This window comes from Pseudomonas sp., from assembly GCF_050739935.1.
Lineage (GTDB): Bacteria > Pseudomonadota > Gammaproteobacteria > Pseudomonadales > Pseudomonadaceae > Aquipseudomonas.
In genome coordinates this window covers 23,548-47,812 of record NZ_JBOICF010000057.1, presented here as the reverse complement: position 1 = coordinate 47,812, position 24,265 = coordinate 23,548, and the positions used below count along the sequence as shown (strand labels likewise).

The following is a 24,265-nucleotide window of genomic DNA, read 5'->3' as shown; positions in this document are numbered from 1 at the left end:
GTCCCGCCGCATTGGCTGCTTGCGCTTAAACCTGTGGGAGTGAGCTGGTCACGAAGACTGATTCTCGAGCGCTTGAACGTTGAGGACGCACCTTCCCGTTCGCAAGCAAGCTCACACCCACAGAGCAGCTATCGGGCGCCGGTATCATCGCCAGTGCACACGATGCTCGCTCATCACAATCCCTGAACGATTGCCAAAAGCCGCAAGTCGTAACCCCATAGACGCAGATCGACTGCGCTGATGAGTATCAACCGTGAGGCTTTCCCATGAGTGCGACGAACCCACAGGCTTTCGCAGAGCATTCCATTGCCCTGACGCTTAACGGCCAGCCCCGACAGCTGGATGTACAACCCTGGACCACGCTACTCGACCTGTTGCGTGAACAGCTGGATCTGGTCGGCACCAAAAAGGGCTGCGACCACGGCCAGTGCGGGGCTTGCACTGTATTGCGCGACGGCAAGCGCATCAACGCATGCCTGACACTGGCGATCATGTGCGACGGCGCCGAGCTGACCACCATCGAAGGGTTGGCAGACGGCGACGCGCTTCACCCGATGCAGCAGGCGTTCATCAAGCACGATGCGTTTCAATGCGGTTACTGCACGCCAGGGCAGATCTGCTCGGCGGTGGGGTTGGCCAACGAGGGACGTGCGAAGACTGACGACGAGATCAAGGAGCTGATGAGCGGAAACCTATGCCGTTGCGGCGCGTACAGCAACATTCGCGCAGCAGTGGAAGAGGTTCTGCCGCAACTGAATGCGGCGCCTGATCAGGGAGGGCGCCAGTCATGAACCCGTTCAGCTACAGCAAGCCAGCCGATGTCAGCCAGGCCGTCAATCTGGTTGGTCCGGCCAGTCGCTTCATTGCCGGCGGCACCAATCTTCTGGACTTGATGAAAGAAAACATCGCCCGGCCAGAACACCTGATCGACATCACCGGCTTGCCTCTCAAGGAAGTGCGGGAAACGGCAGGTGGCGGCCTGATGATCGGTGCGCTGGTGAGTAACGCCGATCTGGCCTGGCACCCGCTGGTGGAAAGTCGCTATCCGTTGTTATCTCAAGCCGTGCTTGCTGGCGCGTCGCCGCAGTTGCGCAACATGGCCAGCACCGGCGGCAATCTCTTGCAGCGTACCCGTTGCTACTACTTCTATGACTCGACGGTGCCTTGCAACAAACGCGAGCCTGGCTCCGGCTGCCCGGCAAAAGACGGGCTGAACCGGATCCATGCGATCCTCGGCGCCAGCAGCGAGTGCGTTGCGACCCATCCTTCAGATATGTGCGTGGCTTTGGCGGCCCTTGAAGCGATTGTCCATGTGGAAGGGCGAGCGGGCAAGCGCACCATCGAGTTCGCTGATTTTCATCGTCTGCCCGCCGATTCGCCGGAGCGTGACAACCAGTTGGCAGACGACGAGCTGATCACTGCCGTCGAGCTGCCGCCTGCGCGATTCCAGCAGCACAGCCATTACCTGAAGATTCGCGATCGCGCCTCTTACGCCTTTGCCCTGGTTTCAGTTGCCGCAGCGCTGGAGCTCGATGGCGATGTCATCAAGGATGTACGCCTGGCGCTGGGCGGCGTTGCGCACAAACCTTGGCGCGACAAGACAGTGGAGCAGTTACTCAAAGGCAAGCCCGTTTCACGGGAGAACTTCGTCGCCGCAGCCGATGCCATGCTCCGCGATGCTCAGCCGCTTGAACATAACGCCTTCAAGATCAAACTGGCGCGTCGCGCGATCGTTCGTGCCCTGAGCGACGCCGCTACGGGAGGGAATGCCTGATGAACGCGAAAATATTTCCGCCCGGCAAAACGTCACCGGTAGGCCAACCGCTGGATCGGGTGGACGGGCTGCTAAAAGTCACCGGGCAGGCCCGTTATGCGGGCGAATATCCGGAGACGGGTCTGCTTCATGGCAGCGTGGTTTCCAGCACCATCGCGTGCGGCCGCATCGTCAACATCGATACTTCGGCAGCGTTGCAGGTGCCGGGCGTGGTGGCGGTCATCGACCACACCAATCGTCCCCATGTCGCCAGCTACGACAAGAATTACGAGGACGCCGACTCAGCCGAAGGCTCGCCGTTCCGCCCTCTTTATAACGACCGCGTGCTGTACAGCGGGCAGCCGCTGGCGCTGGTGGTGGCCGATACCCTTGAACTGGCGCGCTATGCTGGCTCGCTGATACGCATCGAGTATCAGGCCGAGTCCCATGAAACCGATTTGATTGCCGCTCAGGGCAGCGCACACACGGCCCCGGCGGAAACTCCCAAGCCAAGAGGCAATTTTCAAGCAGGATTTGCCGATGCGACATTCAGCGTTGACACGCATTACAGCACGCCGAACGAGCATCACAACCCGATGGAGCCCCATGCATCGACTGTGATTTATCAAGACGATGGCAGTCTGCATATCCACGACAAGACTCAGGGACCGCAGAACTGCCAGGACTACCTGCACAAGGTGTTCGAACTGGACAAGGAAAAGATCCGCATCTTCGCCGCGTTCGTCGGCGGTGCATTCGGCTCCGGGCTGCGTCCGCAATATCAATTGCCACTGGCAGTAATGGCTGCGTTGCAATTGAAGCGCTCAGTGCGCGTTACCCTGACGCGTCAGCAGATGTTCACTTTCGGTTATCGGCCTAACACGTTGCAGCACCTGAGACTGGGTGCGACGGCTGAAGGCAAACTCGTCGCTGTCGGACACGACGTTATCGGCCAGACCTCGCGATTCGAGGATTTCACCGAGCACGTGGTCGAGTGGAGCGGCATGCTCTACCAATGTGACAACGTGCAGCTGACCTACAAGCTGGCGCCACTTGACGTCTACACCCCGCTTGACATGCGCGCACCTGGCGCGACGTCGGGCATGGTCGGGCTGGAATGTGCCATGGACGAACTGGCGTGTGCGGCAGGCATCGATCCGGTGCAGTTGCGGGTGATCAATTTCGCCGAGCGCAATGGCAACGAAGATAAGCCCTATTCCAGCAAGGAGTTGCGCGCGTGTTATGCACAAGGCGCCGAGCGTTTTGGCTGGAGCCAGCGCAACCCTGAGCCTCGTAGCATGCGCAACGGCCGGCAGTTGGTCGGTTGGGGTATGGCGGGCGGCGTGTGGGAGGCCATGCAGATGAAGGCCAGCGCCCGCGCGAGTATCGATGGCAATGGCAAGCTGACGGTGAGCAGCGCGACCACTGACATCGGCACCGGCACCTACACGGTTATGGTGCAGATCGCTGCCGAAGCGGCGGGCGTGAGGCCCGATGATGTGACCTTCGTGCTGGGCGACTCTTCGCTGCCTACCGCGCCGTTACAGGGCGGCTCATTCACTGTTTCGTCGGTCGGCACCGCGGTGCAGCAGGCTTGTCGAGCGTTGCGCGCCAAATTGCTGGATGCGGTGCGCATGGCTCATCCGCAGTTTGCGGTGGTGGATATGGAAGAGGTGGGTTTCGGCGACGGCTACTTGATCGTTCAGGACCAGCGCTTTTCCTATGCCGACATCGTCCGCGAGTCTTCTCATGAGGTGCTCGACGTGCAGATCGACGCCGAACCTGACGAGAAACGCAACGGCTATGCCACGGCAACGCACTCGGCGGTATTCGTCGAGGTATTGGTCGACGAGGATCTGGGCAGCATTCGGGTCAATCGCGTCGTCAGTGCGGTGGCAGCGGGCAGGGTGGTCAATCCCAAGACCGCTCGTAGTCAGATTCTCGGAGGTGTCGTGTGGGGGATCAGCCAGGCCATGCAGGAAGAAACCCAGACCGATCACAACCTGGGCCGCTTCATGAACCACAGCCTGGCGGAATACCACATTCCGGTGAACGCGGACATTGCCGACATCGATGTGGTGTTCGTCGAGGAAAACGATGAAATCGTTAATGAACTGGGCTCCAAGGGCGTTGGTGAGATTGGCATCGTCGGTGTTGCGTCGGCGATCGCCAATGCGATCTACCATGCTACCGGCAAGCGGGTGAGGGAGTTCCCGATTACCTTGGACAAGGTGCTTTGATTCACCGCAGCACCCTGCAGCAGTCTGGCTTGCGGGCGGCGGCGATCTAAAAGCCGCTGCTCAAAGCGTCAGACACGTCTTAAAAGCTGTTGGAGCGAATTGATTCGCGAAAGCTATTTCAGGCGACCAAGAAGTGTTGTTCGCGCCTGCCTCTCGCGGCTAAATTCGCTCCCACAGTAGGTCTCCATCAGTCCCGAGGTCGGGAACACTTTTTCAATGTCGCTCCAGTGCAACCATAGGTCGCGCTGGTGCGCTTCATGCTTTGTGTCGCTGCGTAATTTGCAGCAACGCGGCAGCATTCGAATTGCCGTGGGTCTTGAAGCCTTAGAAAAAACTGCCGAAAAGAGCTGATTAATAACAAGCCGACCCGAGGAGCACGCATGAAGAGATTTATTCGTCAGATCAGTTGCGGTGTATTGATGCTGAGCAGCACCGCCTTGATGGCAGCTGAACCTGCCAAATGTCAGAGCGTGCGGATGGGTGTGGTCAACTGGACTGACGTGATCGCCACCAGCGCAGTGGCCGAGGTCCTGTTGCAGAACATGGGCTATGACGTCAAGCAGACCAGTGCCGCGCAGCAAATCGTCTTCGGCGGTTTGCGCGATGATCGTCTGGACGTTTTCCTGGGCTACTGGAAGCCGGCGATGGACAAGAACATCGCCCCGTTCGTGGCGGCCAATCAGGTCAAGGTCTTCGACACACCGAGCATGAGCGACGCGCAGGCGACCCTGGCCGTGCCGCAGTTCGAGGCTGACGCCGGGCTGAAAACCTTCGCCGACATCGCCAAATTCAAGGACAAACTCGGTGGCAAGATCTATGGGATCGAGCCGGGTACCGGTGCCAACACCAATATCAAAGGCATGATCGAAAAAGATCAGTTCGGCCTCAAAGGCTTCCAGTTGGTGGAGTCGGGTGAGGCCGGGATGCTCGCCGCCGTGAAGCGTGCTGTTGATCGCAAGGAGTGGGTGGTATTCGTTGGCTGGACCCCGCATCCGATGAACATCAACATGAAGATCGCCTACCTGACCGGTAGCGAAGACGTGTTTGGTCCGGGTGAAGGCGCTGCGACCGTCTCCGTGGTCACCGCTCCGGATTACGCGACCCGCTGTCCCAACGTTAACAAGCTGCTGAGCAATCTGAAGTTCACCGCCGCTCAGGAAAGCCAGATGATGGTGCCAATCATGGACCGCAAGGCCCCAACCGACGTCGCCAAACAGTGGCTCAAGGATCATCCGGAAGACACCAAGCGCTGGCTTGAAGGCGTGACTACCTTTGATGGCAAGGATGCGGCGACGGCTGTGCAGGTGGCGGTGAATAAGTAAGGGGTTTAATCGATTTTGAGTATGTAGCTGTACGCTGTGGGAGGGAATTCATTCGCCAGAGGCCAGTACAGTCGACGCATCCGTGGCGACTGGAATACCGATTCGCGAATGAATTCGCTCCCACAGGCGTTTTGTCCGAACGAATAACTTGAACCTCTCGATCCCGGCGTTCAGGCGGGCTGGAGCCGTCGATGCCCACTCGTTATCCTTTGTCGCCAGCAATGGCTCATTTCGTCGAGAAGACCTTGAGTTTCAGTGTCGACTCGACAGAAATGGACGTCCAGCGACGTGCCTATTCGCGCATGTGCGAAGCCTTCACGCCGACCCGTTCGGCTAATCTTGAGATCAAAGACTTCAAGCTGGCAGGCGTGTCTGTGCGCAGCTACCGGCCTCATCTTCTTTCCGCCGAACATCCAGCGGCTTGTTTGGTGTACCTGCACGGTGGCGGTTGGGTGGTGGGTGATCTGGATTCCCATGATTTTCTAACGGCGGCGCTGGCGGTCGATCTGAATGCCGTGGTCATCGCCGTGGACTACCGATTGGCGCCAGAGCATCCGTTCCCAGCCGCCTTCGACGACAGTCTGGCGGTTTGGCACGCCCTGCAAATCCAGTCGCCGTGGCTGGACATCGACCCGCAACGGATTGCGATTGCCGGCGACAGTGCCGGCGGCAATCTGGCAGCCGCGGTATGCCTGGCCTTGCGCGATGCGGGCGAGCGACAGCCTGTGGGGCAGGCGCTGATCTATCCAGGACTGGGTGGCGTCGACGACCTGCCATCGCGCCGTGAGTGCTTCGATGCGCCCCTGCTCAGCACGGCGGAACTGGCTTTTTATCAGCAGCTGTATCTGTCACACAACGAGTGTTCTCCATACGCCATGCCGCTCAATGCCACAGACTTTCGAGGGCTGGCGCCCGCCTTCATCGCCGTTGCCCAATTCGATCCATTGCGCGATGACGGAGTCTGCTACGACCGCGCGTTGCGCGAAGCGGGCGTGGCGACGGAGTTTGATCCGGGCCTTGGGCTGGTGCACGGCAGCATCAGAGGCAAAGGGCAGGTGCCGGAAGTGGATGCGGTGTATTGCCGGTTGGTGAGCGCGTTGTTGGGGTTTTTCCAGACCTGCTGAAAGATCCCGAACAACGCCGCAATCCTGTAGCAGCACGGCTCGCCGGCGATGGCACCCGTGAGATCGCTGCCGCCGGCAGGCCGGACTGCTGCAGGCCAGCATCAAAAAATCGGTATACGCCATAGATATCCGACCACAATCAACGCTCTGATCCGCTTTTTCCCATCTGCACCGCATCCACGGGTGAGGCAACTCGTCACGCGACAAAAGACCACGCAGTTCATGTGCCGAAATGGGACTACTCTTTCAACGTCGGTTGATCTGCGTCAATCAAGCCATGAGCTTCGATTGACCGGGCGGCTTGACGCAACTCCCGCGTCCTGAAACTGAGCGCGAAACTAAAAAGAACAATTGCACACAGTCGTACTCAATACATCGTGGGGGCAGTCGCTGAAGGCCCCAGGTCTGCAGCCGGTATCACCTGATAGAGGAAGACCTATGTTCGGTTTAGAGGCACTCGATCTCGCCCGAATTCAGTTTGCGTTCACTGTTTCATTTCACATTCTTTTCCCTGCCATCACCATTGGTCTGGCCAGCTTTCTGGCTGTGCTCGAAGGCCTGTGGCTCAAGACCCACGACAACACCTACCGGGACCTCTACCACTTCTGGTCGAAGATCTTTGCCGTCAACTTCGGTATGGGTGTGGTTTCGGGGCTGGTCATGGCGTACGAGTTCGGCACCAACTGGAGTCGATTCTCCGACTTCGCCGGTGCAATCACCGGGCCGTTGCTGACGTACGAAGTTCTCACCGCATTCTTCCTTGAAGCAGGTTTCCTGGGCGTCATGCTCTTCGGCTGGAACCGCGTAGGCCGCGGCCTGCACTTCTTCTCGACAGCCATGGTGGCTGTTGGCACGCTGATTTCGACGTTCTGGATTCTCGCGTCCAACAGCTGGATGCATACCCCTCAGGGCTATGAAATCGTCGATGGCCGGGTGATCCCAGTGGACTGGCTGGCTGTCATTTTCAATCCGTCTTTTCCTTATCGCCTGACGCACATGGCGATTGCCGCATTCGTCGCCACTGCCTTCTTCGTGGGTGCTTCGGCGGCCTGGCATCTGCTGCGCGGCCGCGATAACCCGGCGATTCGCAGAATGCTTTCGATGGCAATGTGGATGGCGCTGATCGTCGCCCCCATCCAGGCAGTGGTCGGTGACGCACACGGTCTGAACACTCTTGAACACCAGCCGGCCAAGATCGCCGCGATCGAAGGCCACTGGGAAAACGTCGGTAATGAGCCGACACCCCTGATTCTGTTCGGCATCCCGGACATGAAAGAAGAAAGGACCAAATACGCGGTCGAGATTCCCTATCTGGGCAGCCTTATCCTGACCCACAGCCTGGAAAAACAGATTCCAGCGCTCAAATCGTTCCCGCCTGAGGACCGCCCGAATTCGCTGATCATCTTCTGGTCGTTCAGGATCATGGTGGCACTGGGCATGCTGATGATCGCTGTCGGCCTGTGGAGTGCCTGGCTGCGCTGGCGTGGCGAGCTGTATACCAATCGTCTGTTCCTGAGACTGGTCATGTGCATGGGCCCAGCTGGCCTGATTGCCATGTTGGCGGGGTGGTTCACCACGGAAATAGGGCGTCAGCCGTGGGTCGTCTATGGGCTGATGCGCACCGCCAATGCGTCATCCCGACACAGCGTCGAACAGCTGACACTGACGCTGGTGCTGTTCGTCGTGGTGTATTTCATGCTGTTCGGAACCGGCTTTGCCTACATGATGCGTTTGGTCCGCAAAGGGCCGAAAACCCACGAAGGCGATGATACGCCGCACGGTGGTCCTGGGCAGAAACGCACTCCTGCACGTCCTCTCTCGGCAGCCCGCGAGGGCAGCGAAGATGGCCAAAACGACAGCCTGCGCGAGGGGAACTAGTCATGGGTATCGATCTTCCACTGATCTGGGCCGTGATCATCATCTTCGGCATCATGATGTACGTCATCATGGACGGATTCGACCTGGGTATCGGGATTCTCTTCCCGTTCATGAAGGGCGAGACTGACCGCGACGTAATGATGAATACCGTCGCCCCTGTCTGGGACGGCAATGAAACCTGGCTGGTGCTTGGCGGCGCGGGGCTGTTTGGCGCTTTTCCGCTGGCCTACTCGGTCGTGCTGGAGGCCTTGTATCTGCCGCTGATCTTCATGCTCATCGGCCTGATTTTCCGGGGCGTGGCCTTTGAGTTTCGCTTCAAGGCGACCGATGCCAAGCGCCATCTCTGGGACAAGGCGTTCATCGGCGGATCGCTGGTGGCAACGTTCTTCCAGGGCGTGGCGCTGGGGGCTTTCATCGATGGCATACCGGTGGTCAACCGCCAATATGCCGGTGGCGGGCTGGACTGGCTGACGCCGTTCTCGCTGTTCTGCGGTCTGGCGCTGATCGTGGCCTACGCGTTGCTTGGCTGCACCTGGCTGATCATGAAAACCGAGGGCGGTCTGCAGAAGGCCATGCATGACCTGGCACGTCCGCTTGCGCTCGCCACCTTGGTAGTTATGGGCATCGTCAGCCTGTGGACGCCGCTCGCGCATCAGGATATCGCCGACCGCTGGTTCAGCGTGCCGAACCTGTTCTGGTTCATGCCGGTGCCGGCGTTGGTGCTGCTGACTATGTACGGATTGTTCAAGGCCGTGGCGCGCAACGCGCACTACACGCCGTTTCTGCTGACGCTAGTGCTGATTTTCCTCGGCTACAGCGGCCTGGGCATCAGCTTGTGGCCGAATATCGTGCCGCCGTCGATCTCGATCTGGGACGCCGCATCCCCGCCACAGAGCCAGGGCTTCATTCTGGTGGGCACGCTGTTCATCATTCCGTTCATCCTCGGGTACACCTTCTGGAGCTACTACGTGTTTCGCGGCAAGGTCACCCACGAAGACGGTTACCACTAGTTGGCGGCGGCCCCGGTTCGACATATCAAGGCGCGCCGGGGCCGGTGTTTAAGAAAAGAGGGTTTAGCGATGTCCGGCAAAGAATCTTTCCCCGACCGACCTGCGCGCGAAGAAGACCCGGCGCAGAACAAGCCACTCTGGCAGCGGCTGGGCTGGCTGGTGATCATCTGGACGGGTAGTGTGTTGGCGCTGTTCGTAGTCGCCAGTCTGCTGCGGATGTTCATGACCGCGGCGGGGATGAAAACGCATTGAGTAGCATCCCACGCGACGCACTGTAGGAGTCGGCCTGCTGGCGAAGGCGATGCGGCAGTCACAGTTTCCGTGTCTGAATCACCACGGTTCACCAGCAAGCTGGCTCTAAAAGTGGTTATTTGCGGGCCTTGAGAATGACGAATTTCGGCGTCGCCGCCACTTGTTCAACCCCGCGGAACAGCCGCGCCAGCTTGCTGTGATAACCCAGATGTCGGTTGCCCACAATGTACAACGCGCCCCCGGTCACCAGCGCCGAGCGCGCCTGCTGGAACATGCGCCAGGCCAGAAAATCCCCCACCACTTGCTGCTGATGGAATGGCGGATTGCACAGCACGACATCCAGCGAGTCAGGTTCCTGGCCCGCTAACCCGTCACCGGCACGAATCTCCACTTCCCGGTCACCCAACGCCAACTGCCAGTTCGCTTGCGCAGATTGCACCGCCATAAACGACTCATCCACCAGCGTGTACTGCGCGTCAGGGTTTGCCAAAGCGCTGGCAATCGCCAATACGCCGTTGCCGCAGCCCAGGTCCGCCACCCGCGCTGAACCGAGGTTTTTCGGCAGGTAGGGCAGAAACGCTCGAGTGCCGATGTCCAGGCCGTCACGGCAGAACACGTTGGCGTGGTTGATCAGCTCGATTTTCGGATCGTCCAGGGTGTAGCTGGTCGGAAAGGGTGAGGGTTGAGCATTCTTCGCCTCGGGGGTGCAGAACAGCAGCCGAGCCTTCTTGACCGCTAGCGAAGCCTGCACCGGGCCGATGTATTCTTCCATCAACTCACCTGCCGAACGCGGCAAATGCTTGATCATGGCGGCCGCGACCACCCTGGCTCCTGGCGCCAGCTGACCTTGCAGGCGAATCAGTTGCTCTTCCAGAAGCGCCAGGGTTTTCGGCACGCGGATCAGCACCCAGTCGAACGGCCCGTTGAGCGGCTCACTGGCCGGGATGACCGGCACGGCGTCATAGGTCTGCCCGTTGCGCACCAGATTCTTTTCCAGCGCCTGAACCCCCAGAAACGAATCGGTGCTGCTGAACACCGCAGCATGGGGCGCCAGGCTGGCGGCCAGCGCGCCGAAGTTGTCGTTGAGAATCAGCACGCGCGTCTGCAATGACAGGCCAATCTCGGCGACGTGATTGAGCAGGTACTCGTCGGCGGCATCGAATGCCTGCAACGGTTCATCCGACTGCTCCGGCTGGCGAATCAGGTCGAGCTGGGCGAAAGGCGTGGTGAGCAGGGGCATGAGTTGGGAGGTTCCATTCGTTGGCGACGCGGTCCGCAGCTCGGCGCCTGTGAGCGAGGCAGCCTTGCAACCGGAATCGCGAAACCGGCGATTTTACGTGGTTTCCTCGCTTCTTAGCACCCAGGGTTTGGTTGTCATCCATCACGAGCGGACCTCATGGCCGGAACACACCATGCAATGCCGCCTGCACCACGGCTGAGGTCTTGTTGCTGGCCCCCATCTTGCGAATGGCACTGCCGATATGGAAATTCACCGTGCGTATCTTCAAATCCAGAATGATCGCCACTTCAGCGGCGGTCTTGCCCTCGGCCGACCATTTGAGCACCTCGATTTCCCTGAAGGTCAGACCGCTGTGAACCAGGGGAACGGCTCTGCTCATCTGTAGCAAGTCCAGTCTCAAGTGTTCCATTCCGAGCCTCCATGGCTGATTCAGATTCAATACCGTTTTGACTGAAGTTTAGGAAAGGATTCCCTCGATGTTTTGATGGCAATATGCCGGTTGCTGATGAATGGGTAGGCGCGTCGGTTAGAGGCGAACCGCCAAGCTGCCTGTAATCAATTGGTTACGGATGCGCGGGCGTCATGGCTTTAATCGATCGCGATAGCGTCAATCGCGAAATGCTCTAAAAAAAGGCTCGCTCGCTTGCCGCCGCCCTTGACGGGATATCACTACAAACCCGCGGTGTTTATCGGTCTCGCTTTGCGGGAAACTGTGCGTACTTGAATGTGACAGGAGCCAGGAGCGCCCATGACTGCCAGTGCAGAGAAATTCACCCGGCAAACGCTGCTCGACGTGACCCCGTTGACCCCTAGCCTGTTCACCTTGCGCACGACCCGCGATCCGGGATTTCGTTTTACCGCCGGACAGTTCGCGCGGCTGGGTGTGACCAAGGCCGATGGCAGCACGGTGTGGCGCGCGTATTCGGTGGTGTCGTCGCCATTCGATGAGTTTCTCGAATTTTTCTCCATCGTGGTGCCTGGAGGGGAGTTCACCAGCGAGCTGAGCCGGTTGCGCGTGGGCGACACGTTGATGGTCGAGAAACAGGCGGTCGGCTACCTGACCCTTGACCGTTTCACCGATGGTCGCGATCTATGGATGTTATCGACGGGCACGGGTGTGGCGCCGTTTCTGTCGATCCTGCAGAACTTCGAAGTGTGGGAAAAATTCGAACGCATCATTCTGGTGTACAGCGTTCGTGAGGCGAAGGAACTGGCCTATCAAGATCTGATTGCCGAACTGACACAGCGCGATTATCTGGCCGAGTACGCCCATAAGTTTCAGTTCATTGCCACCGTAACCCGTGAAGTGCACCCAGGAGCGTTGCATGGCCGGATCACTACGCTGATCGAAAACGGCGAACTGGAAAAAGCGGCAGGGGTTGAGCTTACGCCTGAGCATTCACGGGTGATGCTCTGTGGTAACCCCGAGATGATCGACGATACTCGCGCGCTGCTGAAGAGTCGCGACATGCGCCTGGCCCTGACCCGCAAGCCGGGGCAGGTGGCGGTGGAGAACTATTGGTAGTAATGAGTGCACGGGTTCTGATGTAAACGACGAACCCGTGGGAGCGAATTCATTCGCGATGCGGTGTATCAATAGATTTCCATCGTTTGTAGCCGTGTCTCGCGAACGAACTCACTCCCACAGTTATTCAGCAGGCCGTGCTATTGGCGTGAGGAAGCGACGGGTGCTTCACACCAACCGATCTGGATTCACCGGCAGCGGCGCAGCCGGTTTGCTGTTCTGCTCTTTGAGCAGGTCACGAATCTCGCTTAGCAGGGTTTCCTCCGGGCTGGGAGCAGGCGGAGCCGATGGCGCCTTGGCTTCTTCGCGCTTGAGACGGTTGATCGCCTTGACGCCCATGAAGATCGCAAACGCCACGATGACGAAGTCGATAACGGTTTGAATGAACTTGCCGTATGCCAGAACCACGGCTGGCGCGTCTCCAACGGCTCCGCGAAGGGTGATTGCCAGGTCGCTGAAATCCACGCCGCCAATCAACAGCCCCAATGGCGGCATGATTACATCGCCGACGAACGACGAAACGATCTTGCCGAATGCCGCGCCAATGATGATACCGACGGCCATGTCGACGACGTTTCCTTTGACGGCAAAGGCTTTGAACTCGCTTAGTACGCTCATGGTGTATTCCTTTGTTACAGATGAGGGTGGTAGATGCAGTGTATGTCAGCTACATGCATCCCGCGTAATCCATGCAATCGACCGGGTTTACCCCGGTTAGTTTTATTAAATCGTCCAGAAAGGTGTCTGCGCAGGCGGTTGCACGCCTGCTTTTGAGCCATGAGGTATGATTGCCCCTTTTTTGCGGCGGGGGTTTCATGGCCAAGGCCAAACGCATGTATGGCTGCACCCAGTGCGGCGCGACCTTTCCCAAGTGGGCCGGGCAATGCGGCGAATGCGGCGCCTGGAACACCCTGGTCGAGACGGTCATTGAAAGCGGCGGCGCGGCGGCACCCAGCGGACGTGCCGGCTGGACCGGTCAGCAGGCGCAGATCAAAACCCTGGCTGAGGTCAGTGTTGAAGAAATCCCGCGCTTCTCCACCAATTCCGCAGAGTTGGACCGCGTGCTCGGCGGCGGTCTGGTCGATGGCTCCGTGGTGTTGATCGGCGGCGATCCGGGTATCGGTAAATCGACCGTCCTTTTGCAGACACTGTGCGCCATCGCCGAACGCATGCCCGCGCTATACGTCACCGGTGAGGAATCGCAGCAACAGGTCGCCATGCGCGCCCGCCGTCTGGGGCTGCCGCAGGACAAGCTGCGGGTGATGACCGAAACCTGCATTGAAAGCATCATCGCGACGGCTCGGGTCGAGCAGCCTAAAGTCATGGTAATCGACTCGATTCAGACCATCTTCACCGAGCAACTGCAATCGGCTCCCGGCGGCGTGTCGCAGGTGCGTGAGAGTGCCGCGCTGTTGGTGCGCTATGCCAAACAGAGCGGCACCGCGATCTTCCTGGTGGGCCACGTGACCAAGGAAGGTGCGCTGGCCGGTCCCCGCGTACTCGAACACATGGTCGATACCGTGCTGTATTTCGAGGGCGAGTCGGACGGGCGTCTGCGTTTGCTGCGCGCGGTGAAAAACCGTTTCGGTGCCGTTAACGAACTGGGTGTGTTCGGCATGACCGACAAGGGCCTGAAAGAGGTCTCAAACCCATCGGCGATTTTTCTCACCCGCGCGCAGGAAGCTGTCGCAGGAAGCGTGGTCATGGCCACGTGGGAAGGCACTCGGCCCATGTTGGTCGAAGTGCAGGCGCTGGTGGACGACAGCCATTTGTCCAATCCGCGTCGCGTGACCTTGGGCCTGGATCAGAACCGGCTGGCGATGCTGTTGGCGGTCCTGCATCGTCATGGCGGGATTCCTACCCATGATCAGGATGTGTTCCTCAACGTGGTCGGCGGGGTCAAGGTGCTGGAAACCGCATCCGACCTGGCCTTGATGGCGGCTGTCATGTCGAGTCTGCGTAATCGGGCGTTGCCGGGAGATTTGCTGGTGTTCGGGGAAGTGGGCCTGTCCGGTGAGGTGCGCCCGGTGCCGAGCGGCCAGGAGCGTTTGAAGGAGGCGGCCAAGCACGGTTTCAAACGCGCCATCGTGCCCAAGGGCAACGCGCCGAAAGAGTCGCCACCGGGACTGACCGTGATAGCCGTGACCCGGCTGGATCAGGCACTGGATGCGTTGTTTGAGGAGTAGGCGCGACCAACTTTCACGCCGATATGGCAGATGTATGCCATACCTGCGGGCGCGAATTCATTCGTGAAAAATAGATCAGCCGATAGAGATGCATCGACTGAACTGGCCTCTCGCGAATAAATTCGCTCCCACAGGGGGATCGTGTTTGTCTGGTGACAGCGCGGCGCGTTTAGCGGTGGTGTGACTACCACAGGGGGCTGTTTCTTCACGAAATCCAATTAGGTCGCTTCACACCTCAACCAACGCCGCCAACTCGCGCTCCAGCTCGTCGTGGTCAGCCAGATTCAGTTCGACCAGCCTGCGCAGGTGCGTTACCGAATCCAGCCCGATGTGCTCGCAGACAAACCCCAGATGATTGTGATCATCGTGGGTCAACCGCACCTCCATGCGTACATCGATATCGACATTCAAATGAATATCGACGATGAAAGGCTCGTCAGGATTGCCTCGCCACGGATCAGGTCGCTCGATCAGCAGCCCTTTGAGCGACAGATCGATCAGGTGCACCGGCCAGCTTTTCGCACCCTGGGTCAGCTCGGTCTTGGCATCGAATGAAATACGTTTAAAGCGACGACGGTCTTCGTGGGAATCTGTCATGACGCGACTTCTCCTCGGCTTCCGGAGCCAGGGCCTGGTTAACCGGAACCCTGAATTGGCTACGGCTGCTCTGACTATAGGCCAAATCCCGGGCTAGACCATTGTGGGGGTGGCCTTTCGCTCCAGCAGCGCTAAACTCTGTGAGCTGCTCAATACACGTCCACTCTGCTGGAAATAAAAAATGAAAAATAATAATAGTCTGCTGCGCCATGTGCCCTGGCTGATAGTTGCGATTCTTGGGGCCTGGGCCCTGGGAGTGGTTGCATTGCGTCGGGGAGAAGCAATCAACGCACTCTGGATCGTGGTTGCCGCGGTCGCTATCTATCTGGTCGCTTATCGATACTACAGTCTGTTCATCGCCAGTCGCGTCATGCAACTGGACCCCACCCGGGCCACCCCTGCGGTGCTGAACAACGACGGTCTGGATTATGTTCCGACCAACAAACACATCCTTTTCGGTCACCACTTCGCGGCTATCGCAGGCGCCGGCCCGTTGGTCGGCCCAGTCCTGGCTGCGCAGATGGGCTACCTGCCGGGCACCCTCTGGCTGATCGCCGGGGTGGTGCTGGCGGGGGCCGTGCAGGATTTCATGATCCTGTTCCTGTCCACTCGCCGTAACGGCAGGTCGCTGGGTGACATGGTCCGCGAAGAAATGGGCCGCGTCCCTGGCACCATCGCCCTGTTTGGCTGCTTCCTGATCATGATCATCATCCTCGCGGTGCTGGCGCTGATCGTGGTCAAGGCCCTGGCTGAGAGCCCTTGGGGCATGTTCACGGTCATGGCGACGATCCCGATCGCGATGTTCATGGGCATCTACATGCGCTTCGTTCGTCCCGGCCGTATCGGCGAGATCTCGGTGGTGGGCGTTGTGCTGTTGCTGCTGTCGATCTGGATCGGCGGTCAAGTAGCGGCCAGTCCCGAGTGGGCGCCGCTGTTCACCTTCACTGGCGTGCAGATCACCTGGATGCTGGTGGGCTATGGGTTCGTCGCTGCCATGCTGCCGGTGTGGCTGGTGCTGGCACCGCGTGACTATCTGTCGACCTTCCTGAAAATCGGTACCATCATCGCGCTGGCGATCGGCATCCTGATTCTGGCGCCTGAGCTGAAAATGCCGGCCCTGACCCAGTTCACCGATGGCACCGGCCCGGTCTGGAAAGGCACGCTGTTCCCGTTCCTGTTCATCACCATCGCCTGCGGTGCGGTGTCCGGCTTCCATGCGCTGATTTCGTCGGGCACCACGCCCAAGCTGCTGGATAACGAAGTCAACGCCCGTTACATCGGTTACGGCGGCATGCTGATGGAATCCTTCGTGGCGATCATGGCCATGGTCGCCGCTTCGGTGATCGAGCCAGGCGTGTACTTCGCCATGAACAGCCCGGCGGCGATCGTCGGTGCTGACGTTACGTCGGTCGCACAGATGGTCAGCAGCTGGGGCTTCGTGATTACCCCGGATCAACTGACGGCGGTGGCCAAGGACATCGGCGAAAACACCGTACTGGCTCGCGCCGGTGGTGCACCGACTCTGGCAGTGGGCATCGCGCAGATCCTGCATCAGGCGTTCCCCGGTCAGAACACCATGGCGTTCTGGTACCACTTCGCCATTCTGTTCGAAGCGCTGTTCATCCTGACCGCCGTTGATGCCGGTACCCGTGCCGGACGCTTCATGCTGCAGGACTTGCTGGGCAGTTTCGTGCCTTCGCTCAAACGCACCGAATCCTGGACCGCCAACGCCATCGGTACTGGTGGTTGCGTAGCACTCTGGGGCTATCTGCTGTATCAAGGCGTGATCGATCCACTGGGCGGCATCAACACCTTGTGGCCGTTGTTCGGTATCTCCAACCAGATGCTGGCAGGCATCGCGCTGATGCTGGCGACGGTAGTACTGATCAAAATGAAACGCCAACAGTACGCCTGGGTCACCATTCTCCCGGCGTCCTGGCTGTTGATCTGCACCGTGACCGCAGGCTTTATCAAGCTGTTCGACCCGAGCCCGGCGGTAGGCTTCCTGGCGCTGGCCAAGAAATACAGTGCGGCGGCGGATGCAGGTCAGGTGCTGGCGCCGGCCAAGTCCATGGATCAGATGCAGCACGTGATCTTCAACGCGTACACCAACGCCGCGTTGACCGCGCTGTTCCTGTTCGTGGTGCTGAGCATTCTGTTCTATGCGATCAAGGTCGGTCGCGCAGCCTGGGTCAAGAAAGAGCGTACCGACAAGGAAGCGCCATTCCAGGCCTTCCCGAAAACCCACTGAGTGCGCTGTGAGGCGAGGAGCTGCATATGTTCAATGACCTGAGTCGTCTGGGTAAGTATCTGGGGCAGGCTGCGCGTCTGATGGTCGGCATGCCGGACTACGACAACTATGTCGAGCATATGCAGAACACCCACCCGGACAAGCCGGTGATGTCGTATGAGGCGTTCTTTCGCGAGCGCCAGGATGCACGTTACGGCGGCAAGGCTGGGCCCAAGTGCTGTTGATGGCCTAAGCTGTCGACCCGTCTGACTGACGCGCCACGCTTGTCGTGGCGCGTTTTTATTTGGATCTTTCAGTGTTTGTGCCGACGCCTCGTCCGGATGCGGCCCAGAATGAATTCGCTCCTACAGTGGCAAGCGGCGCAAGCACCCGAAAAGCAGGAGTACGCATGACCGTTTCGCAACCCATCCCCGTCACCGTTCTGAGTGGCTTTCTCGGCGCGGGCAAAACCACGTTGCTGCGTCACCTGCTCAAGGCAGAGCACGGCCTGAAAATCGCCGTGATCGAAAATGAATTCAGCGATGCCGGTGTCGACACGCAGTTGCTTGGCGACGAGCCAGTGCAGGTGATGACCCTGTCCAACGGCTGTGTGTGCTGCACCATTCACACCGACCTGACCAAAGCCCTGGTTCTGCTGCTGGAGCGGCTGGATAGCGGCGAGATCGCCTTTGATCGCCTGGTGATTGAGTGCACCGGCCTTGCCGATCCGGCGCCCGTGGCGCAGACCTTCTTCATCGACGAAGAACTGCGCGAGCGCTATATCCTCGACGGCATCATCACCTTGGTCGACGCCGCGCATGCCGATACCCACTTGCAACAGACCATCGCCCAAGCGCAGATTGGCTTTGCCGATCGCCTGCTGGTGAGCAAGACCGATCTGGTGGACGAGGCTACATTCAAGGCCTTGAGCGAGCGTCTGAGCCGGATCAACCGTCGTGCGCCGATTTGTGTGGTCGAGCACGGCAAGATCGATCTGGCCGAACTGCTGGACGTGCGAGGCTTCAACCTCAACGCCGATGTCGGCGGCATGACCCTGCGCCCGGCGGCACCCACGGGCCACTCCATCGATCGCATCAGCAGCCTGGTTCTGCGCAGCGACAAGGCGCTGGATATCGACAGACTCAGCACGTTCATGAACGACCTGCTTGAAGAGCACGGCAAGCAACTGCTGCGCTACAAAGGCGTGCTGAACATCGCCGGCGAAGACCGCAAGCTGGTGTTTCAGGGGGTATTGAAGTTGTACGGCTTCGATTTCGATGTGGAGTGGGGCGCAGATGAACAGCGTGAAAGCGTGATCGTGTTTATTGCTGATGACTTGCCGGAAGAGAAGATTCGGGCGGGATTTGCAGGCGTCGCAGCGGATTGACTAGTCCGGGTTATACCTAATCACTGTTGGAACGAGATCCCCCTGTGGGAGCGAATTCATTCGCGAGAGGCCGCGACAATTGAGACCTTGATGTTGTCTGGAAGCTTTTTCGTGAGTGAATTCGCTCCCGCAGGTTGATCGTCGTCCGTGAGATACAAAAAAGCCCGGCTCAAAGGCCGGGCTTTTTCACATCAGACGATCGCTATCAGGCGCCGTAAACCGGCAGCTTGGCGCAGATGGCTTTGACTTTCTCGCGAACGGCATCGATCACCGCTTCGTTGTTCAGGTCGGCCAGGATGTCGCAGATCCAGCCAGCCAGTTCCTTGCACTCTGCTTCCTTGAAGCCGCGAGTGGTTACGGCCGGCGTACCGAAGCGCAGACCGGAGGTGACGAACGGGGAGCGTGGATCGTTCGGCACCGAATTCTTGTTCACGGTGATGAAAGCCTTGCCCAGCGCGGCATCGGCGTCTTTACCGGAAATGTCCTGTTTGATCAGGGACAGCAGGAACAAGTGGTTCTCCGTACCGCCGGAAACCACATCGAAACCGCGCTCGATGAATACACCGGCCATGGCCTTGGCGTTCTTCACTACTTGTTGCTGGTAGGTCTTGAACTCAGGCTGCAGTGCTTCCTTGAAGCAGATCGCCTTGGCCGCGATGACGTGCTCCAGCGGGCCACCCTGGCCACCCGGAAACACCGCGGAGTTCAGCTTTTTCTCGATGTCGGCGTTGGCGCGAGCCAGGATCAGGCCGCCACGTGGACCGCGCAGGGTCTTGTGGGTGGTGGTGGTCACCACGTCAGCGAATGGAACCGGGTTCGGGTAGACGCCAGCGGCAACCAGACCGGCTACGTGAGCCATGTCGACGAACAGATAAGCGCCGACCTTGTCAGCGATTGCGCGGAAGCGTGGGAAATCGAGGATCTGCGAGTAAGCCGAGAAACCGGCAACGATCATTTTTGGCTTGTGCTCGACAGCCAGGCGCTCGACTTCGTCGTAGTCGATCAGGCCGTTGCCATCGATGCCGTATTGCACTGCGTTGTACAGCTTGCCGGAGGAGGAAACGCTGGCACCGTGGGTCAGGTGACCGCCGTGGGCCAGGCTCATGCCCAGGATGGTATCGCCAGCGTTGAGCAGGGCCAGGTAGACGGCGCTGTTGGCTTGGGAACCGGCGTGTGGCTGGACGTTCGCGTAATCGGCGCCGAACAGCTCTTTGGCGCGGTCGATGGCCAGCTGCTCGACGATGTCGACGTATTCGCAGCCGCCGTAGTAACGCTTGCCTGGGTAGCCTTCAGCGTACTTGTTGGTCAGCACCGAACCCTGAGCTTCCATGACTGCCGGGCTTGTGTAGTTCTCCGAGGCGATCAGCTCGATGTGCTCTTCCTGGCGCTTGGCTTCTTGTTCCATAGCGGCATACAGGTCGGAGTCGTACTTGGCGATAGTCAAATTACGGCTGAACATGGCGGTCCTCGGGGATCGGGCAGTAGAAAAGGGGGGCATTCTACAACATCGGCTTTTATCTGGCATATGAAAGGCGGTCATGTCGTGGACAAGCGGTTTTCATCTGGACGGACGCAATACCTGCAAGAGCCGGCTTGCTGGCGAACCGCGGGGTGTCGGTCGATGTTTTCGTTCTCACCCAGCGCATTCGCCAGAGGCCGGCTCCTACAGGTTTGGCGCTTCAATCGAGCATAAACAGCGCATCATTGCTGAACTGCGCTTCAAACCGCGAAGGCGTCATCGGGCGGCCGAACAGGTAGCCCTGCACCTCGTCGCAGCCGTGTTCACGCAGAAATTCCAACTGTTCGTAGTTTTCCACGCCCTCGGCGATCACTGCCAGATTGAGGCTGTGGGCCATCGCGATAATGGCTCGGGCGATCTGCGCGTCCTGCTCGCCTGAAGGCAGGCCATCGACAAAGGTGCGGTCGATTTTCAACACGTCGATGGGGAACTGCTTGAGGTAGTTCAGCGACGAATAACCGGTCCCGAAGTCGTCTACGGCGATGCTCAGGCCCAGACGCTTGAGACCGTCGAGGATTTGCATCGCTTCGCTGACCTCGCGCATCAGGATACTTTCAGTCAGCTCCAGTTCCAGACAGGCCGGCGGCAGGCCGGTTTCCTGAAGGATGTTGGCGATGCGCATGCCCAGTTGCCCGTCTGAGAACTGCCGCGCCGAAATGTTGACCGAGACTTTCGGCACGCGGACCTTGACCTTGTGCCATTCGCGCAGCTGGTGACATGCTTCCTTGAGCACCCATTCACCGACTTCGACCACCAACCCCAGCTCTTCGAGCACCGGAATGAAATCGCCAGGCGGCACCAGTCCCCGACGCGGATGACGCCAGCGCAGCAGTGCTTCGGTGCCGGTCAGGCGCTTGCCGTCGCCGCTGAACTGCGGCTGGTAATACAGCGTGAATTCTTTCTGCTCCAATGCGTGACGCAGATCGCTCTCCAGTTCCAGACGCTCCAGGGCGCTGGCGTTCATGTCCGTCTGATAGAACTGGAAGTTGTTCTTGCCGCGCTCCTTGGCGTGGTACATCGCGGTGTCGGCGTTCTTCATCAACTGGCTCAGCTCATTGCCATCCTGCGGGCTCAGCGCGATACCGATACTGGCAGTGACGAAGAACTCCCGGCCTTCGAGCACGAAGGGTTTCACAAGACTTGCAAGAATCTGCTCGGCGACATGAATGGCACGCGTCAGCGCGGCCTGTTGCGTAGCCGTAGGCTGCAGCAGCAGGGTGAATTCGTCGCCACCCATGCGCGCCACGGTGTCGTCCTCGGCGACGCATTCCAACAGCCGCCCCGCCATGTCCTTGAGCATGCGGTCGCCTGCGGCATGGCCCAGGGAGTCATTGATCGGCTTGAAACGGTCCAGGTCGAGGAACATCAACACCACCCAGGTCTGCTGGCGCTCGGCATGCTGCAGCGCGGTGTGCAGACGATCCTGGAACAGCGTGCGGTTGGGCAGATGAGTCAGCGCGTCGTAATACGCCAGCCGGTGAATGCGCTGTTCGCTGGCCTTGCGCTCGCTGATGTCACTGAAGAAACACACGTAGCTGGCCAGGTCGCCTTCATCATCGAACACCGCCGTGATGCCGACCCACGCCGGGTAATGTTCGCCATCGCGCCGTTTGAGCCACAGTTCGCCTTCCCAACTGCTGCGCTGATGCAGTTGTTTGAGGATGTAACCCACGTGAGCTTGTTGCTGATCTTCGACGGTGAGCATCATCGGCAACTGATCGAGCACTTGCGAGACGGCATAACCGCTGACGCGACTGAACGCGTCGTTGGCCTGCACAATGTAGCCGGCAGGGTCGGTAATCAGGATCGCCGATGTCGAGTGCTCGAATACCGTCGCTGCCATGCGCAGGTCTTTTTCTGCGCGACGTTGCTGACTGATGTCACGACCAACACCGAGAATGCCTTCGAAGGCGCCAGAATCGTCCCACACCAGCACTAGACGCAACTCGACGGGAATCTTGCGGCCATCGGCGCGCAGGCAGTCGAGAAGGTACAACTGGGTAGTGACTTCAGTGCGCAGCGCCGCCAGCGTTTCAGGCGTGTTCAAGGCTTTGCGGATGCGACCCAACAGTCCCTGCAGATTCGTCAGCTGTTGTGGGTTGGCGATGATCGAATTCCAGCCGTTCTGCAGGATCCACCCGGCGCTGTAACCCAGCGCGGTGGTCACCGACGGGCTGACGTAGTTGGGGCGCAACTTCTGGTTGGTGAAGAAGATCACGTCGCTGATGCTTTCAGCCAGCATGCGATAGCGTTGCTCGCTGTCGCGCAGCGACTGGCTGGCCTCGACCTGCTCGGTGATGTCCTTGGCCACGCCGATGATGCGCGTCACCCGCCCGTTCTTGTCGGGCGCCAGTGCCTGCTCGCGTATATCGAAGCGTCGCCAGCGACCTTGCCAATCCCGAAAACGCAACTGGCATTGCGTGAGGTCGCTGCGGCCTTCTTCGGTGCGAGTGCGGCGCAATTGTTCGTAAGGCTCGGCGTCTTCCGGGTGCAGCAGGATTTCCCAGAAATGATCGCCCATCCGCAGCAGTTCTTGCTTGCCGTAACCCAGCGTCCGGCCCAGATGGTGGTTGCTGTAGATCATGCGTCGGCTGATGACATCCTGCACATACAGATGATCGGGCACGGTACGCACCACGTCCGACCAGAAACTTTCTCGTTCCTGTAGCGCAAGTTCAGCCTGCTTGCGATTGGTAATGTCGTTGATGCTGAGAATCACGGCGTTGAAGTCTTGCGGCTGCTCGGGCAACCGGACCACCAGCCAAAGGTGTTGATCATGCCCATCGGCATTGGGCAGCAGTATTTCCAGCTCCATCTGAGGCTGGCAGTCGAGCACGGCGCTGATCAGTTGCACGCCGATGCCTTGGCGGGAGCGTGGGCAACCTTCGATCAACTGCTGCCATACCTGAGCGGCGGAATCGACGCGAAGCAGATGCGCCGCGACCTGATTGACCTCGGTGATGCGCAGCTGATGGAGCAAGCCCGCGAGCTGGTCCGGGTGGTTGACCAGATACCGGTGCAGCGCCTCGCTGGTGTTCAGCTGCAGCTTCTGCAGATACTCGGGCAAACCGGACAGATCCAGTACGCACAATGCGACACCCGTGCCTTCGAAGATGTCCTTGTAACGGCGACGGCTCTCATGCAATTGCAGCTGCCGGCGACGCAGACTACGCAACGCGAGCAGCGGCACGATGGAGCAGAGCAGGGCGATCAGGCACTTCCCGACCAGCGGTGCGATCAGTGTCTGGCGTACCTTGCCGGCGTCGAACAGGCCGCGCAGCCGCCAGTCGCTGTTGGTCAATGGCTCAAGCAGAACCGTCTGTGCCTTGTCGGCGGCGTCGTCGTTGTCCGCTTCCCCCCGGTGGATCAGGCGTTGCGTGACACCGTTTTCCAGCTGCCATGCCGCCTTGAAGTCCTTATTGCTTTGCCGCGTCAGGGATTTCAACGCCTTCGGTTGCAGACGTACGGCCCAATAACGCTCGCCATCATTGCCGGGCTGGCGGACGAACAGATAGAACAGTGAACCGTCCGGCGCGTCGGTGTAATAGTAAGTGCGACCGTCGATGCGCCCGCGCTGCTGAGTCAAAAAGCCGGCATCCGCGCTGCCTTGGCCGCTGTCGGCGACAATATTGCCGTCATCGTCAAGCCAGGCGACGCTGAGCAGCTCCGGCATTGCCTGGCGCAGGCGCTCGAGGGTTGCGACATGTTGATCGGCGGTCGTCGTCTTGCCCTTGGCGTCGTCCAGAATATTCAGCGCCACTTGCGCGTTGAGCGCCATGTTCAGGCTCATCCGGTCGGCAAGCTGAATGCTGTAATCGATGCTGCGCTGGCGTTGCCGTTCCTGCGTCTGCTGAAACTGTTCGAACAGCTGCCACAACAAAAGCACCAGCATCAGAAGGACCAGCACTGCCAACGCGCCTTTCAGCGAGCCTCGCAAAGGCACGGCGGTCCCGCTTTTCGGAGCGCGCGAGGGAGACATGGGGGTTGGTGTGGACAAACTGT

19 protein-coding genes are annotated in these 24,265 nt (G+C 59.5%); 13 read left to right on the top strand and 6 right to left on the bottom strand.

The annotated features are described in order from the left end of the window. Nucleotides 1–266: 266 nt before the first annotated feature. From ACRER8_RS09845 to ACRER8_RS09810, 8 genes are all read left to right on the top strand, one after another. Nucleotides 267–791 carry a (2Fe-2S)-binding protein gene (locus ACRER8_RS09845; protein WP_431746139.1) on the top strand — a complete coding sequence of 175 codons (525 nt, stop codon included), beginning with the start codon at nucleotides 267–269 and terminating at the stop codon, nucleotides 789–791. Beyond that, the gene (locus ACRER8_RS09840) at nucleotides 788–1,774 is read left to right on the top strand and encodes an FAD binding domain-containing protein (RefSeq protein WP_431746138.1); all 987 of its coding nucleotides are present in this window, start codon (nucleotides 788–790) and stop codon (nucleotides 1,772–1,774) included. The genes ACRER8_RS09845 and ACRER8_RS09840 overlap by 4 nt, the downstream gene beginning before the upstream one ends. After that, nucleotides 1,774–3,993, top strand: coding sequence for a xanthine dehydrogenase family protein molybdopterin-binding subunit (locus ACRER8_RS09835; protein ID WP_431746137.1), 2,220 nt, complete (start codon nucleotides 1,774–1,776; stop codon nucleotides 3,991–3,993). The genes ACRER8_RS09840 and ACRER8_RS09835 overlap by 1 nt, the downstream gene beginning before the upstream one ends. 380 nt (nucleotides 3,994–4,373) lie before the next feature. Next, a complete protein-coding gene (gene choX / locus ACRER8_RS09830) occupies nucleotides 4,374–5,315 on the top strand; it encodes a choline ABC transporter substrate-binding protein (RefSeq protein ID WP_431746136.1) in 942 nt (313 codons plus the stop codon). Between the two features lie 191 nt (nucleotides 5,316–5,506). Continuing rightward, on the top strand, nucleotides 5,507–6,439 hold the full coding sequence (locus tag ACRER8_RS09825; protein ID WP_431746135.1) for an alpha/beta hydrolase: 933 nt from the start codon (nucleotides 5,507–5,509) through the stop codon (nucleotides 6,437–6,439). Between the two features lie 438 nt (nucleotides 6,440–6,877). Further along, the gene (locus ACRER8_RS09820; protein WP_431746134.1) at nucleotides 6,878–8,317 is read left to right on the top strand and encodes a cytochrome ubiquinol oxidase subunit I; all 1,440 of its coding nucleotides are present in this window, start codon (nucleotides 6,878–6,880) and stop codon (nucleotides 8,315–8,317) included. Nucleotides 8,318–8,319: 2 nt separating this feature from the next. Continuing rightward, nucleotides 8,320–9,327 carry a cytochrome d ubiquinol oxidase subunit II gene (gene cydB / locus ACRER8_RS09815; RefSeq protein WP_431746133.1) on the top strand — a complete coding sequence of 336 codons (1,008 nt, stop codon included), beginning with the start codon at nucleotides 8,320–8,322 and terminating at the stop codon, nucleotides 9,325–9,327. 69 nt (nucleotides 9,328–9,396) lie between these two features. After that, entirely contained in the window at nucleotides 9,397–9,579 is a 183-nt protein-coding gene (locus ACRER8_RS09810) for a DUF2474 domain-containing protein (protein WP_431746132.1), read from the top strand. Nucleotides 9,580–9,694: 115 nt separating this feature from the next. On the opposite strand, the gene ACRER8_RS09805 is transcribed toward ACRER8_RS09810, so the two are convergent. Together ACRER8_RS09805 and ACRER8_RS09800 are read right to left on the bottom strand one after the other, a co-directional pair. Beyond that, nucleotides 9,695–10,819 carry a methyltransferase gene (locus ACRER8_RS09805; RefSeq protein ID WP_431746131.1) on the bottom strand — a complete coding sequence of 375 codons (1,125 nt, stop codon included), beginning with the start codon at nucleotides 10,817–10,819 and terminating at the stop codon, nucleotides 9,695–9,697. A gap of 154 nt (nucleotides 10,820–10,973) precedes the next feature. Then, a complete protein-coding gene (locus tag ACRER8_RS09800; RefSeq protein ID WP_431746154.1) occupies nucleotides 10,974–11,198 on the bottom strand; it encodes a helix-turn-helix domain-containing protein in 225 nt (74 codons plus the stop codon). A gap of 369 nt (nucleotides 11,199–11,567) precedes the next feature. Here ACRER8_RS09800 and ACRER8_RS09795 point away from each other — a divergent pair, with 369 nt between their 5' ends. Further along, nucleotides 11,568–12,344 carry a ferredoxin--NADP reductase gene (locus ACRER8_RS09795; RefSeq protein WP_431746130.1) on the top strand — a complete coding sequence of 259 codons (777 nt, stop codon included), beginning with the start codon at nucleotides 11,568–11,570 and terminating at the stop codon, nucleotides 12,342–12,344. 168 nt (nucleotides 12,345–12,512) lie between these two features. Here ACRER8_RS09795 and mscL read toward each other — a convergent pair whose 3' ends face one another. After that, complete coding sequence (gene mscL / locus ACRER8_RS09790) at nucleotides 12,513–12,962, bottom strand: large-conductance mechanosensitive channel protein MscL (protein WP_431746129.1); 450 nt, start codon at nucleotides 12,960–12,962, stop codon at nucleotides 12,513–12,515. 197 nt (nucleotides 12,963–13,159) lie between these two features. Here mscL and radA point away from each other — a divergent pair, with 197 nt between their 5' ends. Continuing rightward, nucleotides 13,160–14,530, top strand: a complete 1,371-nt coding sequence (gene radA / locus ACRER8_RS09785) for a DNA repair protein RadA (RefSeq protein ID WP_431746128.1) — start codon at nucleotides 13,160–13,162, stop codon at nucleotides 14,528–14,530. A gap of 228 nt (nucleotides 14,531–14,758) precedes the next feature. Here radA and ACRER8_RS09780 read toward each other — a convergent pair whose 3' ends face one another. Further along, nucleotides 14,759–15,127, bottom strand: a complete 369-nt coding sequence (locus ACRER8_RS09780; RefSeq protein ID WP_431746127.1) for a PilZ domain-containing protein — start codon at nucleotides 15,125–15,127, stop codon at nucleotides 14,759–14,761. A gap of 181 nt (nucleotides 15,128–15,308) precedes the next feature. On the opposite strand from ACRER8_RS09780, the gene ACRER8_RS09775 reads away from it, so the two are divergent. The 3 genes from ACRER8_RS09775 (at nucleotide 15,309) to yjiA (ending at nucleotide 18,744) form a co-directional block, all read left to right on the top strand. Then, the gene (locus ACRER8_RS09775; RefSeq protein ID WP_431746126.1) at nucleotides 15,309–17,378 is read left to right on the top strand and encodes a carbon starvation CstA family protein; all 2,070 of its coding nucleotides are present in this window, start codon (nucleotides 15,309–15,311) and stop codon (nucleotides 17,376–17,378) included. Nucleotides 17,379–17,404: 26 nt separating this feature from the next. Then, nucleotides 17,405–17,602, top strand: coding sequence for a YbdD/YjiX family protein (locus ACRER8_RS09770; RefSeq protein ID WP_431746125.1), 198 nt, complete (start codon nucleotides 17,405–17,407; stop codon nucleotides 17,600–17,602). Nucleotides 17,603–17,766: 164 nt separating this feature from the next. Then, a complete protein-coding gene (yjiA, locus tag ACRER8_RS09765; protein ID WP_431746124.1) occupies nucleotides 17,767–18,744 on the top strand; it encodes a GTPase in 978 nt (325 codons plus the stop codon). Nucleotides 18,745–18,949: 205 nt separating this feature from the next. Here the strand turns inward: yjiA and glyA are convergent, their stop codons facing one another. Further along, complete coding sequence (gene glyA / locus ACRER8_RS09760; RefSeq protein ID WP_431746123.1) at nucleotides 18,950–20,203, bottom strand: serine hydroxymethyltransferase; 1,254 nt, start codon at nucleotides 20,201–20,203, stop codon at nucleotides 18,950–18,952. Nucleotides 20,204–20,423: 220 nt separating this feature from the next. Next, complete coding sequence (locus ACRER8_RS09755) at nucleotides 20,424–24,260, bottom strand: EAL domain-containing protein (protein WP_431746122.1); 3,837 nt, start codon at nucleotides 24,258–24,260, stop codon at nucleotides 20,424–20,426. Nucleotides 24,261–24,265 lie beyond the last annotated feature (5 nt).